Origin of the sequence: Azospirillum brasilense, assembly GCF_003349955.1 — a bacterium.
Taxonomy (GTDB): domain Bacteria; phylum Pseudomonadota; class Alphaproteobacteria; order Azospirillales; family Azospirillaceae; genus Azospirillum; species Azospirillum brasilense_B.
This window is the reverse complement of the sequence record NZ_QLKQ01000120.1, coordinates 1-13419: the sequence shown is the minus strand read 5'-3', so window position 1 is coordinate 13419 and position 13419 is coordinate 1. Positions and strand designations below refer to the sequence as shown.

Below are 13419 nucleotides of genomic sequence, written 5' to 3'. Positions count from 1 at the left end.
GTCCTTCCTGATGGGCGAACCAAGCTTATCCGACTGTCCGGGGAACGGGGACCACCTCACCGGACGGCGCCCCCCTTGCGCGCGCTCAGTCCACCGTGTCGGTGGTGGGCAGGTGATGCTCGTGCCAGACGGCGTTCAGGATGCCGCAAGCGCAGGCGAAGCCCACGCCGAGGACCCAGGCGAAATACCACATGGCGGTCGATCTCCTCTGTCGGGGTTGGGTCAGTACAGGTTCGCCGATTGGCTCTGGATGTCCGCCGGCCCCACCCGCCCGCGCAGGACGCGGAAGATGACGCCGGTGTAGATCACGATGATCGGCAGGAAGATCAGCGTCGCCACCAGCATCACCAGCAGCGTCCGGTGGCTGGAGGAGGCGTCCCACACCGTCAGGCTCGACACCGGGTCGATGCTGGAGGGCATCAGCATGGGGAACATGCTGACCCCCGCCGTGGCGACGATGCCGGCGATTCCCGACGCGCTCAGCACGAAGGCGGTGCCGGGGCGCTCCGCCCGCGTCGCCAGCCATGCTCCGGTGGCACCCAGCACACCCAGGACCGGGGCCGCGATCATCCAGGGATGGGCGGCGTAGTTGGCCAGCCAGCCGCCGGGCCGCAGCTCGACCTGTTTGAACAGCGGGTTGGAGGGACCGCCGGTCGCCACCTCCCCGACCAGCGCGTAGCCGGACAGCCCGAAGGCCACCCACAGCCCGGCCAGCAGGAACAGCAGGACCGTGACCGGCGCCCCGATCCCGATGAAGGCGGTGGCGCGTTCCCGCACCCGGCCCTCGGTCTTCAACGCCAGATACACCGCTCCATGGGTCGTCAGCATGGCCAGAGACACCAGACCGGCCAGCAGCCCGAAGGGGTTCAGCAGTTCCAGCAGCCCGCCGCCCTCGTAGAGGACGCGCAGGTCACCGTCGATGCGGAAGGGCACCCCCTGCAGCAGGTTGCCGAAGGCCACGCCGAAGACCAGCGCCGGCACGACCCCGCCCGCGGTCAGGGCGGCGTCCCAGAAGCCGCGCCAGCGTGGGTCGGCGATCTTGTTGCGGAACTCGAATCCCACGGGACGCAGGATCAGGGTGACCAGCACCAGGAACAGGGCGATGTAGAAGCCGGAGAAGGCGGCGGCGTAGATCGCCGGCCAGGCGGCGAAGATGGCCCCGGCCCCCAGGATCAGCCACACCTGGTTGCCGTCCCACACCGGGCCGATGCTGTTGATGGCGACGCGCCGCTCCACATCGTCGCGGGCGACCACGGGCAGCAGGGCGGCCACCCCCAGGTCGAACCCGTCCATCACGGCGAAGCCGATCAGCAGGACCCCCAGGAACAGCCACCAGATCAGGCGGAGGGACTCGTAATCGAGAAGACTTTCCATGGTCGGCTCCTCACGCGGCGGACGCAGGCTGCCGGGTCCGGGCGGACGCGGCGGCGGAGGTGGCAGTGGCACTGGGAGTGGAGGTAGGGGCCGATGGCGGCCGCAGGGCGTCCGCCGGGCCGATCCGGATGTATTTGCGCATCAGGATCACGTCGACCACCAGCAGCGACGAGTAGAACAGGACGAAGCCGGCCAGCGTGAACAGCACCTGCGCCACCGACAGGGCGGACGAGGCGAGGAAGGTCGGCAGCACCCCGTCGATGGCCCAGGGCTGGCGCCCGTACTCGGCGACGAACCAGCCCAGTTCCGCCGCCAGCCAGGGCAGCGGCAGCGACCACAGGCAGATCCTCAGGAACAGCGGGTGGTCGAAGTCGCGGCGGCAGCTCCGCCAGAAGGCCACGGCGAACAGGCCGATGAAGAAGAACCCCAGAGCGACCATCACGCGGAAGCTCCAGAACAGCGGCGGGACCGACGGCACGATGTCGCGCGCCGCGCGCGCGATGGTGGCGTCGTCGGCCGTGCGCGGGTCGTCCACATAGCGCTTCAGCAGCAGGGCGTGGCCGAGATCCCCGGCCTGCGCCGCCAGCGTGGCGCGGGCCTCGGCGTTGCCGCGGTCGGCGCGCAGCCGCTCCAGCGCGTCGTAGGCGACGAGACCGTTGCGGATGCGGACTTCGGCCCGCTTCACCAGATCGTTGAGGCCCGGCAACTCGATGTCGGTGGAGCGCGTGGCGATCAGACCCAGCGCCCAGGGGATGGTCACCGCCGCGTGGTTCTCGCGCGCCTGCTGGTCGGGAATGGCGAAGACGGTGAAGCCGGCGGGGGCCGGCTCGGTCTCCCACATCGCCTCGATGGCGGCCATCTTGACCTTCTGGTGCTCGCTGACGCCGTAGCCGCTCTCATCGCCCAGCACCACCACCGACAGGGCGGAGGCGAGGCCGAAGGCCGAGGCGACGATCATCGACCGCGTGGCGAAGGCGCGGTGCCGCCCGCGCAGCAGGTACCAGGCGCTGACCGACAGCACGAACATGGAGCCGGTGACGTAGCCGGCGCTGACCGTGTGGACGAACTTGGCCTGGGCCACTGGGTTGAACATCAGCTCCCAGAAGGAGGCCAGCTCCATCCGCATGGTGTCGGGGTTGAACACCGCGCCGACCGGATTCTGCATCCAGCCGTTGGCGATCAGGATCCACAGGGCCGACAGGTTGGAGCCGATGGCGACCAGCCAGGTCACCGTCAGGTGCCCGAGCTTGGACAGCCGGTTCCAGCCGAAGAAGAACAGGCCGACGAAGCTGGACTCCAGGAAGAAGGCCATCAGCCCCTCGATCGCCAGCGGGGCGCCGAAGATGTCGCCGACATAGTGGCTGTAATAGGCCCAGTTGGTTCCGAACTGGAACTCCATGGTGATGCCGGTGGCGACGCCCATGGCGAAGTTGATGCCGAACAGCTTGCCCCAGAACCGGGTCATGTCGCGCCAGATGGCGCGGCCGGTCATCACATAGACGCTCTCCATGATGGCCAGAAGGAAGGACAGCCCCAGCGTCAGGGGCACGAACAGGAAATGATAGAGCGCGGTCATGCCGAATTGCAGGCGTGACAGGCTCATCGGGTCGAGATCGGACATCGTGCGTGTGAATCCTCAACGCGGCGGGGCCGAGACGGTCAGGCGCCGGTCCATGGCGGACTCGTCGATGACCGGGCGGTGCGCGCCGTCGAACAGGAAGACCCGCATCGCCACGACCACACAGAGCTTGATCACCAGGGTGGTGGCGATGGCGCGGGCGAGCGGGGCGCGGGCGAGCGGGAGTTGCGGAAGACGCGGCCGTGCCGCCGTGCCGGCGCCAATCCGATGAGAGTCGGTCCGGGTCATGTCGGGTCCTTTCGGACAAAAGGGGGCGTGTCCGGCCGCCGGGGCGGTCAGCGTCCTGGCGGTCGGAACGAAGCGGTCGGAACGGTCGGGTCAGAGCGAACGGGACAGCGGCGGCCCGCGCGGCCAGGCGGCGCCGAAACGGCGTCCGGCGGTCCGGCATTCGATGGCGGGTGGCGGCTCGCACCGGGCGACGCCGACGGCGGGAAGGGGCAGTTCGCCCACCACCGGGGTGGCGGCCTTGCCGTGCAGGATGGGCAGGCAGAACTGGCAGAAGTCGGCGGCGGGGTCATGGCCGGGCGCGCCGTCGGCGGGAACCGGCGCGCCGGTTTCCCGGTCGATGACGACCAGGCCGGCGGCGGTGCAGATGACGATGCGGTCGCCCAGCAGGTCCTGCGCGAAGCGGGGTGCGCGACCGGAGGGCGGCGCCGGCAGGGCGGCGGCCAGCACCTGACCGATCAGCAGCAGGATCAGCCCGCACAACATCCCGGCGCGCAGCCGGGCGCCGGTCCGGCGCGTGGTCGGACGCACGGTCCGGCGCACGGTCAGCGGCCCGCCCACGGCGGGCGGCGGAAGGGGAAAGGCGAGCGCGTCATACCGGGTGGGCAACCGTCGGAAGAGGGAATTCGGGGGTTCCGGGCAAGGGAATAGCGGCCACGCCATCCTTTCCGTTTGAAATGAGTCCGCCAACTGGCGGAACCCCGGCACGGAGGTGGCTTGGTTTGCTCGGACGGGCCGCTGCGACCGCGGGAGAGATGCCGGGGCATTCGGTCCGTCGCCCATGGATTTCGGCCAAGCGCCCGGTCATGGCGGTTCACGCCACGCGGAAACGTCGGTCAAAGGGCGGACGGAATGTCGGACGAAACGCCGGCTCAGCCGGCGGCGGGCGGCGCGCGGGCCTGCAGGCTGGACAGGAACCAGCCGGCGGCGATCACCCCGCCGGGAAGCGCGCGGGCGTCGGCCATGGCCAGCCGCAGGGCGGGCAGCGCGGCCATCGGCGGCAACGGCGGCGGCGCCGTGCCGGCCATGGTCGGGCAGAGCGGGCAATGGCCCGCCGCCGCGCCCGTGGCGCCTCCGTCCTGGTCGGCGACCGGTTCGCCGTTGGGGCCGAGCGTGATCGTCTTGACGCCGTTGGCGGTGCAGATGGTGATCGTCTCCACCCCGGCACTCGCGGCCCCGGCCCCGACCCCAGCGGCGTCCAGCGCCATGGCCGGCATCGTCACCGTCCACACCATCATCTGGACGACGAACGCCAGCAGCCCGGCCAGAAGGCCGATGCGGCGGAGTCGTTCGCGGATGGGGTGGAAACGGGTCACGGTCCCGGTCGCCTCATAAGGGTGCGCCAGCGGGCGTCAGGCCGGCCATTCATGGCACGGAAACAGCGTGGCGGGCAAGCCATTACTCCGCCCATGGGAATGCGGCCGGCCATCGCTCAGGCGGCCTTCCGGCGCGGCTTTCCGAAGACCAGCCGGTCGAGCAGAAGCATCGCGACGAGGGAGGCGCCGACCAGGGGAAAGACGATCCCCCCGACCGCCAGGATGACGGTCACGCCGCGCAGCGCCGCGCGATCCCGCGGCGGCGGCGGAACCCCCAACGATCCGTCCGGCCGCCGCTTCCACCACATGACCGCCGCCGAAACCGACATCAGGACGATCGCCGCGCAGACGGCGAGCATGACCAGCTGGTTGGCGAGGCCGAACTCCTGGCCCATGTGCACGTTGATGCCCCATTCCAGCGACTTGCCGAGCGGACCGTAATCCGCATAGCTCATGTCGATCAGCGGCTTGCCGCTGTACTGGTCGAGATGCACGACCCGCTGCCGGGACAGATCGTCGGGATAGACGCTGGCCGTGTAGACCCCCGTCGGCCCGCTCGGCGGGCTGACCGCATAGCCCTTCGCCAAACCCAGCCGGTCGAAGATCGCGACCGCGGCGTCCAGCGTGATCGCGCCGTCCCCGGCAGGGGCGCCCTGCTCCTCCCCAGGCCCTTCCCCATGCCCCTCCCCATGCCCATCGCCATGCCCATCGCCATGGCCGGAGGATTGGGGAATCCGCGCCTGCTCGAGCGACCAGGCGGTCGGCCCGGCCTGGCTCATGCGCTGCTCGGACATCGGCACGCCGACATAGACACCCGCCGGGTAGCCGTAGTTCGCGCCGTTCGCCCACTGGTTCACATAGCTGCCCCAGAAGACCGACCAAGGCATGCCGGTCACCGCCAGGAAGACGATGAAGACGCCGGCGACGATCCCGGCCACGGCGTGGAGGTCCCGCCAGAACACGCGCTGCCGGGGCTTTCCGCGCACCGAGACGACACCGCCGCCGTTCGGCCGTCCGCGGCGGGGCCACCAGAGATAGACCCCGGTCCCGACCAGAAGGATCGTCCAACCGCCGACGATCTCGATCACCCCGTTGGCGACCGGCCCGAAGTAGGACAGGCTGTGCAGCCGCCGGACGACCCAGATGACGGTGCCCTTGTCCGGAAGCGCGCCGAGCACCCGACCGTCGTAAGGGTCGACGAACACCGAGATTTTCTCCCCGGCCGGGGTCCTGAGGCCGACCTCGGCCGAGGCCGCCGGATCGGCCGGCGGCACATACTTGGTCACGGTGCCCGGGTGCACCGCCAACGCGGCGTCAACCAGCACGCTCGGCGCGCGCGGCGTGGACGCCCGGACCGCGACGCTCTTCACGTCCCGGTGCACAAATCCGTCGATCTCGTCGCGGAACAGGTAGAGCGCCCCCGTCACGGCCAGCAGGATCAGGAAGGGCAAGGCGATCAGACCGGCGTAGAAGTGCCAACGCCAGACGGCCCGGTAGACGTCCGAGGAGCGGCGCGCGCTCTCGCCGGAGGACAGCGTCACATCGGTCATCCTGCGGTCCTCCCGCTATCGATTTTCCTGCGGTTCACCATGTCAGCCGCATCCCGGCGTGGATGGCGCGGCCGTAGCCCGGACTGAACAGCGCCGACGCGGCCGTGGCGGTCTCCGCGATGATGGCGGACGAGATGTAGGTCTTGTCCAGCAGGTTGCGCCCTTCCAGATAGCCGGACCATCCCGTGCCCCGGTCGAAGCCGACCTTGACGTTCAGCAGCGCGTAGGGATCGACGGCGAGGCTGTTGGCGTTGTCCGCGTAGAAGGGCCGCGGCATCCAATCGACGCTCGGCCCCGCGTGGAAGCCGTCCGGATGCTTGTAGAGAAGCTCGGCGCGCAGCGTGTGCGGCGGCACGCCGGGCAGGCGGTTGCCGGTGTAGGTGGCGCCGTCGAAGAAGAAGTCGTTGTAGGTGTAGGTCAGGTTGAGCCAGGTGCGGTCCTCCGGCGTGGCGAGCGCCTTGAGGACGGCGATTCCCAGGCCCAGCTCGACGCCCTGATGGACGGTGCGGTCGGCGTTGCGCACCGTGCAGGTGCTGTAGGGCGACGTCCGGACGCACTGCAGTTCGTTGTCGATGTGGGACCGGTAGGCGGCGAGATCCCAGGTCACGTCGGGCCGGCGGCCCCGCGTGCCGATCTCGTAGGTGGTCGCGGTCTGCGCCTTCAGGTTGGAGCTCGCCGGAGACGCGAAGCTGTTCGCGTCGAAGGTCGGCACCTCCGCGCTGCGCGAGACGTTGGCGAACAGCTGCCAGTCCGGATCGACGTCCCACAGCAGGCCGGCCCTGGGGCTCCACAGATTGTAGGTGCGCCGGCCGGACTGGTCGCCGTCGCCCAGGAAGCGGTCGGTCCGGTCGCGCCGGGCGTGCAGATGCTGGAGTCCGGCGACGACCGCGACCTCCGGCAGGACGTAGAAGGAATTCTCGATGTGGCTCGCGTAATTCTCGGCCTTGTCCCGCGTCGAGAAGACGAGCGCTCCCTTCTCGGCGTTGCCGACATTCTCGAACTCCTTGTAGTCGAGCGCCCCGTTGATGATGGTCGTCCCGACGACGAGGCGGTTGCGGAATCCGGCCAGGGTCCGCTCGTCCGTCGCCCGGACGAAGCCCCCATAGTCGTTCACGGTGTAGTCGAGGTAGCGGTAGATCGGGTGATCGACGTGCCGGCGGTGGCTGAAGACGCCGAACTCCACCTCGGTGGTCTCGAAACGCAGCCTCATCTTGTTGGCGATGCGCAGGGAGTCGATGTTGCGCTGCTGGTCCTGGCTCACGAAGTCCGGATCGGCGGACCGGGGCGCGTTCAACGCCGCGCTCTTGGTCAGTTCGCCGGGCAGGCGCTGGCGCCAGGTGTTGGCGTTCACGTAGAAGCGCGTCTCGGCCTCCGGAGCGATCCGGTAGCCGATGTTGGCGTTGCCGCGCGCCATGTGGCCGTCGCTGTGATCGCGGTAGCCGTCCTCACGCTGCGCCGACAGGCTGGCGAAATAGTCGAAGGCCCCGGACGCGCCGCCGCTGCTCGCCTGCCCCTTCAGAAAGCCGAAGCTTCCGCCATCGACCCGGCTGTCGAAGCGGGCGGCGTCGCGCCCGGTCGGCGTGACGAAATTGACCGCGCCGCCCAGCGTGTTGGCGCCGTAGCGCAGCGCGTTGGCGCCCTTGTAGACCTCCACGTAGCGGTAGGCGCCGGGGTCGATCTCGAAGACGTCGAACAGCCCGTCGGAGGTGTTGATCGGGATGCCGTCCATGTACAGGTTGACGCCGCGGTTGCCGTAGTTGCGCGTCAGGCCGGAGCCGCGGATCGACACCCGGTTGTCGACGTTCGACTTGGGCTGCGTGATGACGCCCGGCACCGCGCCGAGCACGTCGCGGATGGTGTTCGCCGGGCCGTTCTTGAAGGCGGTGTCGGGCACCAGCTCGACGCCGCCGGGGATCCGTTGAAGGAGTTGTTCCGCCTCGTCCGTCGTCGGCACGGTGAGCGACCCTGCGGACTCGCTGGTCACGGTGACGGGCGGCAGGACCGGCGGAGCGGAGGCGGATTGGGCGAAGGCCACCGGGGCGGCGCTGGTCAGAAGCGCGGCCAGCAGGGCCGGAGGGGAGAGGTTCCGCAGGGGCGGACAGGGCATCGCATGCCTCCAAGGGCTAAGGCAAAAGGGTGTGGGGAACCGCCGCCCGCTTCGCCGGATGGCGCGGGCGCGGCAGGTTGCGTTGCATTGGGGATCGGGCGGGGATGGGGCGGGAAAGCCTCGGCGCGCTCAGCCCGCGGTCGTCGCCGGACCGCGATGATGGGTCGGCGCCCGGGCCAGGGCGTCATCAAGCGCCTGGGCGAGGCCCAGCCGCTCGTCCCCGGTCAGGAGGTCACCGATCGTTTCCGAGCGTCCATGGCTGGTCAGGCGCAGGCGCGGACCGGCGGCGCCCGCGGGGTCGACCGCCAGCCTCAGCCAGCCGGTCTGCCATTCGCTGAAGGACCGGCGGCCGGCGCGGTCGATCCGCTCGACCAGCGTGCGGTCGGGCCAGACGCGGATGCGCTCGGCCTGCCGGCGGCGCCGGGCATCGCCGACCACCGATCCGACGGCGAACGCGAGAACAAGCAGGGAATAGGCGGCCATCGGCCAAGCGCCGAGCCACAGCCAGGCGGTCAACGTAATGGTGAAGTAGGCGGTCAGGACGCCGACGAACAGGACGCGGCTGTAACGGGTGCCGCTGTCGTTCGGCGTGACGATGGCGTCGAACAGCGGTTCGTGCGCCACCACCCACGGATCGGGCGGGACGACGGCCGCGGGCGCGGCCGCGACGGCCACGGTCCCGAAGGAAGCATCGGGCATGCGGGAACTCCGGTCGATCGATCATGGCAAGGCGTCCGCCGGCACGAGGCCGGTCGGCGCCGCGGATGACTCAACCGATCGTCGGAGGCGCGCGCGCCTGCAGGGATGATAGGAACCAGCCGGCGGCGATGTGGCTGCCTGGCAGGGCTTCTGGGCCGTGCCGTTCGAAATCCCGCGCCACGGCAAGCGTGGTGGCCGGCGGCATCGCCAAGCCGCCCACCAGAGGACAAAGCGGACAGAAACTGCCGGCCACGGCCTTATCGGGCCTGCCGGTGTCCGAATCGGACGGGGTTCCGTGATCGTCCAGCGCGATCGTCTTGAAACCATCGGGGGTGCAGATCACGATCCGCTCGGCATCGGGGCTGCCGACGGAGGTCCAGGCCGGCATCCAGGCCCACGAAACGATCTGGAACAGCAACGCGACGGCGCCGGCCACACAGCCCGCCCGCCACACCCGCCGCCAAACGCCCCGGCCCGATGTCATCCCGCTCCACCAAATATGGAACCGTGCCGGAAGCACGGTGCTGGAACAGCATAGCCTGAGCATAGCATTCCAGACGAGTCCATTCTTGTACAAACCAATCTGGGTTGTCCGCTCTGGGCGGGTGTCCCCAATGAGAAGGGGAGATGGGCGGTCAACGCAATGTCTTGTTCGCTTCGGACGCCCGGTTTTGATCTGTCCCGGATTTGGTGGACACCCGAATTGGCTCAGGCGGCCTGCCTTAGCTGCCGCGAACTGAGCGGGGGTCATGTACCCGCAATCAATCCTACCCCGCCGGCCACATCTTGAATGGGCAATCAGGTGTCCGCCGCTCCTCGCGCCCGTCGGACCTGGGCCACGGCTCCCCGCGTCGCGCGCAGGCGCTCGGTGTAGCGCGCCGGCATCTGTGGCGATTTCCAGCGTCCGGCCTGCATCAGCCCGGCAAGGTCGACACCGGCGGCCAGCAGGTCCTGGGCGGCACCGACGCGCAGACTGTGCCCGGTGAAGCCGGCGGCGAGCGGGTCGGCGTTAGCGGCCCGTTCCGCCACCACCCGCCGCACCGCCGCCGTGCTCATCCGTTCGCCGAAGCCGCGGCGGGCGAGGCTGCGGAACAGGAACGTCCCGGCCCCGGCGGTGGCGCCGGTGGCCGGATCGACCGCCGCCTCGATGGCGGCACGCCACGCGGCGAGCGCCGCCATCGCCTCCGCCGACAGCCAGGCCATGGCACCTTCGCCGGCCTGGTCGGTCTTGGAGCGGCGGATCAGGATCGTCCCCTCGCCGGGGCCGGCGGCGGGGTCGTCCGGGTCGACCGGCTCCAAGTCCGCCCAGCGCAGCGTCACCAACTCGTCAGCGCGGGCCAGGGTGTCGCGCCCGACCAGCAGCAGCGCGCGGTCCCGCAAGGCGCGCAACGGCGCCGCGCCGTCGGCGGGTAGGCGGTCGAGGATGGCGACCAGTTCGGCGTCGCCGAGCGGCCGGGCCTGCCGCTGACGGGCGCCCTGCTCCTGGCGGTGCGCCTTGCGGGCCAGTTGCACCCGCCAATGGTCGCAAGGGTTAGCGGCGCCGGCGGCGCGGTGCAGGGTGGCGATCGAGCCGAGGTAGCGGGCGACCGTCGCCGGTCGCCGGCTGGCCCCGAGGTCGTCGACGAAGGCCTGCACGGTCTCCGGCGCCGCCGGCAGCCAGGGCAGGGAGCGCGCGGCGCACCAAGCGGCGAACACCCGGGCGTCGGCGCGCAGCGCGCGCAGCGTCGCCGGGGCCATCGCGCGCTGGGCCAGGGCGAGATAGGCGTCCAGGCGCCCGAGGATGGCCTCGTCCGGTGGGATCGGCGCCGCCGCGACGGCCGTCCCGGTACCGGGCGCCGCGCACGGATTGGCGAAGCCGGCGGCGGCATGCCACCACACCAGGGAGCTGCGGTAACGGCGCAGCGTGCTAGCCTTGCGGCCAGCGGCGCAGGCGGCAGCGAGGAAGGCCTGCACGGTCGCCGGTGACGCCGGCAGCGCGACTTGGTTGGCCTGGGCGCACCAGCACACGAACGTCCGGCCGTCGCCGAGAAGCGCCCGGCGCGTCGCCGGGGCCATGCGTCCGGCGATGGCGGCGCGCAGGCGTTCGATGGTGGCGGCACTCAGCGTGGGCACGAGCGCGAACGGGATGGCCGGTGCGATGGCGGTGGTTTCGGCCATCGTCAATATGCCTGGCAGCGCAGGGCCGACCACCGGGCCTTCCGGGCCCGCCCTTCCCACGCGGCATCGGTGTCCGCAACCGCCGCCAAGCGCTTTTGCAGGAGGGCGGCATCCAGGAAGGCGTTCACGTGCGCGAACCCGATCATGCCGTAGCCGAACAGCATGAGCGTTACGGCGCGGAGCGCGCCATCGTCGGCGCGAACGCGCTCCGTCAGACTGGCGTAGCAGTCCGCGTCCCACTTGCCCAGGTTGCGCGTCAAGAACAAGGGCTCGGGGGTGTGGGCGGCCGACAGCAGAGTCCCGGCCTTCCAGTGGGACACCACGGCATCAGCCACCGCATCGGCCAGACGCTCGACGGTTTCGGGCGGCAGCCACGCGTCATTGATGTCTTGTCGCTTGTCCCCGAACAGGCCGAGCGTAAAGCCTTGCTGGCGCAGCACGGTCGCCGCGGCGTCAAGGTGGCCGGCCTCCATCAGTGTGGCCAGAACGCGCTCTCCAAGGGTGGGAGACACCCCGCACCGGGTCACCGCCTGATGCACAAACCCGCTGAACCAGAGGCATCGGGCATGGCTCTCGCCGGTGTGTTCCGGCAGGACGGCATCGAGGTCCCGTGGAACGCGGCCGAGCACCCGCAGGGTCCGTTCAGGGTTGGGGTCTGCGAGTTCCCGGTGGAGATCCTGCAGCCGGGCAAGAAAGGAATCGAGTGTCCGTTCCGCGTGGCGTGTTCGGAGATGCGCCAGCATGGTGGCGTCGTCGCTGGCCAGGAACGAGGTGATCTCCTGGCGCGAGACGGCACCGGGCAAGAGACCGAGGCGCAGCACCGTCATGAGTGGGCGGTACCGGCACAGGCTGTCGGCAATTTCGGGGGGGCCCGCCGCGCCTGCAGTGCGCAACCGCGGGAACAGCAGCTCCAGCAGGCGGGCCAGCGGCGTGTCGGGTTCGACGCCCAGATCAGCCAGCCGACGGTCGGGACCGGCCCGCTCTCCTTCGGAAAAGGCGACCCAGTCCGTCTCGGCCTCCGGGTCCACCGGAGCATCGTGCACAACCAGGCGCGGCTTGCGGCGGATCGCTTGGACGACCGCGGGGGCCTTGGCCAGCAGGATGCAGTAGCCGAGCAGATCCAGCCAATCGACCTCGCCGGCAACCATCGGCGCCAGAACGGCATACATGCCGCAGACCCGCCGGCTGTCGCGCGGCGTGGCCAGCAGACCGTCTGTGGCGATGGCCAGGAGGCGGGTCCAGCGTGGATCGGAGTGCCAGCCGTCCGGCAGGACGCCGGCCGGCGTGGCGCTCTCGAACTCCGCGACAAAGAGGCTCCGCGTCTCGGACCCCACGGCGATGGGCAGGGGGATCTCCAACTGGACGATCTTCTCCAGATAGGCGACCCCCCGCTCTGCATTCCCGCCGCCGAGCGCCTCGACCACCCGGTCGCGGTCGTAGGCGAGGAGGTAGGAGAGGCCGGGGAAGTCGGCGACGGCGCGCACGAGCTGGGCGACGGCGCGGACCTCGGCGTCCTCGACGCGATCAAGTTCGTCGATGAGGACGACGATCGGCACCGCCACCCCGGCCAGCAGCGCGGCCAGCTCGCGGTGCTGCGCCGCCAGGGAACGATCGCGAGTCAGCAGGGTCTCGACGGTTCGGACGGCCCCCGAGGCGGCCGCACCGACACCGGGCACCACGCTGAACAGGCCGGCGGCCGGCGCCAAGTCCTTGGCGTAGCCGGCCAGCTTAGCGCCCAGATCGCGCAACGCATCGCTGTACCGGCCGTTGGCGGTGCCCACCGCGTTGATCGTCGCCAGCAGCTCGGCGAAGAACTGGGTGATGACGTCGTCGCGCCCGGACACCAGCCAGGGGTCGAAGCGCACCACCGCCGCGATCGGATGCCGGCGCTCGATCTCCGCCTGCAGCAGGTTGAGGAGGGAGGACTTGCCGCTGCCCCAGGGGCCGGTGAGCCCGACCACGACGCCGCTGGCCCGGGCGGCCGTCCGTCGACAGTGTCCTCACGGACCAGGGCGCGGGCGAGGCGGGCAACGAAGTCCTCACGCCCGAGGCGGTCGTCGGCGGGATCGTCGATTGGATCGTGGGGACGGTGGCTCACGGAGCGGCCTCGGGCGGGAGAAACGGCGCCGCCCACGCTAACCGATGCGCCCGCCACCGGCAAGGCTCTCTGATAAACGGACGATAGCGTTGCTTATCGGTGGTTTATCATGACCCGCCGCCCCGCGGACTCCGGCAGAGAGAAACAAAACGCCTCTTAGCTTCGTTCTTGCTCTCCAACCTTCTGGTTTCTATCGTCTCTCAGCGCCCTTCAGCGAGCGACGCTGTCCCCACCCGCCCGGATCACCGATGCCG

General features: G+C 70.3%; 11 protein-coding genes and 1 pseudogene. All 12 read right to left on the bottom strand.

Annotated elements, in window-relative coordinates:
- Positions 1-85 precede the first annotated feature (85 nt).
- Positions 86-193: a cytochrome bd-I oxidase subunit CydX gene (gene cydX, locus DXK32_RS30305; protein ID WP_114861898.1), complete on the bottom strand. Its 108-nt coding sequence runs from the start codon at positions 191-193 to the stop codon at positions 86-88.
- Between the two features lie 29 nt (positions 194-222).
- Positions 223-1374, bottom strand: a complete 1152-nt coding sequence (gene cydB / locus DXK32_RS30300) for a cytochrome d ubiquinol oxidase subunit II (protein WP_114861897.1) — start codon at positions 1372-1374, stop codon at positions 223-225.
- Positions 1375-1384: 10 nt separating this feature from the next.
- A complete protein-coding gene (locus DXK32_RS30295) occupies positions 1385-2995 on the bottom strand; it encodes a cytochrome ubiquinol oxidase subunit I (protein WP_114861896.1) in 1611 nt (536 codons plus the stop codon).
- A gap of 15 nt (positions 2996-3010) precedes the next feature.
- Positions 3011-3241, bottom strand: coding sequence for a hypothetical protein (locus tag DXK32_RS30290; RefSeq protein ID WP_114861895.1), 231 nt, complete (start codon positions 3239-3241; stop codon positions 3011-3013).
- Positions 3242-3331: 90 nt separating this feature from the next.
- Entirely contained in the window at positions 3332-3847 is a 516-nt protein-coding gene (locus DXK32_RS30285; RefSeq protein ID WP_114861894.1) for a DUF2946 family protein, read from the bottom strand.
- Between the two features lie 263 nt (positions 3848-4110).
- Positions 4111-4554: a DUF2946 family protein gene (locus DXK32_RS30280; protein ID WP_247877416.1), complete on the bottom strand. Its 444-nt coding sequence runs from the start codon at positions 4552-4554 to the stop codon at positions 4111-4113.
- A gap of 116 nt (positions 4555-4670) precedes the next feature.
- Positions 4671-6104 carry a PepSY-associated TM helix domain-containing protein gene (locus tag DXK32_RS30275; protein ID WP_114861892.1) on the bottom strand — a complete coding sequence of 478 codons (1434 nt, stop codon included), beginning with the start codon at positions 6102-6104 and terminating at the stop codon, positions 4671-4673.
- A gap of 34 nt (positions 6105-6138) precedes the next feature.
- On the bottom strand, positions 6139-8211 hold the full coding sequence (locus DXK32_RS30270; protein ID WP_114861891.1) for a TonB-dependent receptor family protein: 2073 nt from the start codon (positions 8209-8211) through the stop codon (positions 6139-6141).
- A 129-nt stretch (positions 8212-8340) separates the two neighbouring features.
- The gene (locus tag DXK32_RS30265) at positions 8341-8910 is read right to left on the bottom strand and encodes a DUF2244 domain-containing protein (protein WP_114861890.1); all 570 of its coding nucleotides are present in this window, start codon (positions 8908-8910) and stop codon (positions 8341-8343) included.
- A gap of 70 nt (positions 8911-8980) precedes the next feature.
- Complete coding sequence (locus DXK32_RS30260) at positions 8981-9346, bottom strand: DUF2946 domain-containing protein (protein WP_247877415.1); 366 nt, start codon at positions 9344-9346, stop codon at positions 8981-8983.
- Between the two features lie 362 nt (positions 9347-9708).
- Positions 9709-11067 carry a tyrosine-type recombinase/integrase gene (locus DXK32_RS30255; RefSeq protein WP_205215867.1) on the bottom strand — a complete coding sequence of 453 codons (1359 nt, stop codon included), beginning with the start codon at positions 11065-11067 and terminating at the stop codon, positions 9709-9711.
- A gap of 2 nt (positions 11068-11069) precedes the next feature.
- Positions 11070-13031: pseudogene (locus tag DXK32_RS30250) on the bottom strand (KAP family P-loop NTPase fold protein); the annotation flags it as partial.
- Between the last annotated feature and the right edge of the window lie 388 nt (positions 13032-13419).

Excerpts from the sequence above, each read along its gene's own strand:
- DXK32_RS30290 (WP_114861895.1), bottom strand. The coding sequence starts at position 3,241 with ATGACCCGGACCGACTCTCATCGGATTGGCGCCGGCACGGCGGCACGG.
- DXK32_RS30270 (WP_114861891.1), bottom strand. The coding sequence starts at position 8,211 with ATGCCCTGTCCGCCCCTGCGGAACCTCTCCCCTCCGGCCCTGCTGGCC.
- DXK32_RS30265 (WP_114861890.1), bottom strand. The coding sequence starts at position 8,910 with ATGCCCGATGCTTCCTTCGGGACCGTGGCCGTCGCGGCCGCGCCCGCG.
- DXK32_RS30275 (WP_114861892.1), bottom strand. The coding sequence starts at position 6,104 with ATGACCGATGTGACGCTGTCCTCCGGCGAGAGCGCGCGCCGCTCCTCG.
- cydB (WP_114861897.1), bottom strand. The coding sequence starts at position 1,374 with ATGGAAAGTCTTCTCGATTACGAGTCCCTCCGCCTGATCTGGTGGCTG.
- cydX (WP_114861898.1), bottom strand. The coding sequence starts at position 193 with ATGTGGTATTTCGCCTGGGTCCTCGGCGTGGGCTTCGCCTGCGCTTGC.
- DXK32_RS30255 (WP_205215867.1), bottom strand. The coding sequence starts at position 11,067 with ATGGCCGAAACCACCGCCATCGCACCGGCCATCCCGTTCGCGCTCGTG.
- DXK32_RS30295 (WP_114861896.1), bottom strand. The coding sequence starts at position 2,995 with ATGTCCGATCTCGACCCGATGAGCCTGTCACGCCTGCAATTCGGCATG.